Annotated in this window: 1 pseudogene; it reads right to left on the reverse strand. The window is 61.4% G+C overall.

The annotated features are described in order from the left end of the window. Positions 1–241: pseudogene (locus ACPYOI_RS36845) on the reverse strand (ATP-dependent DNA helicase RecG); the annotation flags it as partial.

The following is a 241-nucleotide window of genomic DNA, read 5'->3' on the forward strand; positions in this document are numbered from 1 at the left end:
ACTCCTCGACCAGCGGGCAGAGCCGGTAATCCTTCTTGCCTTCGGCGAGAGCACTCTTCATCCGCTGCACGATCTCGCCGGTTCGTTTGCTGGGAACCGTTATCGTCTGTATCGGTTTGCGGCCCGCGGGTTTCTCGGTGGGTTTCGAGACATCCATGTCGCAGAAGGGGGCAAGCACCAGCGTGCGCGGAATGGGGGTGGAGGTCATCACCAGCATATGCGGCGGGATGCCTTTCGCCGT

The sequence above is a fragment of the Rhizobium sp. SVR5-2C genome (assembly GCF_056755115.1).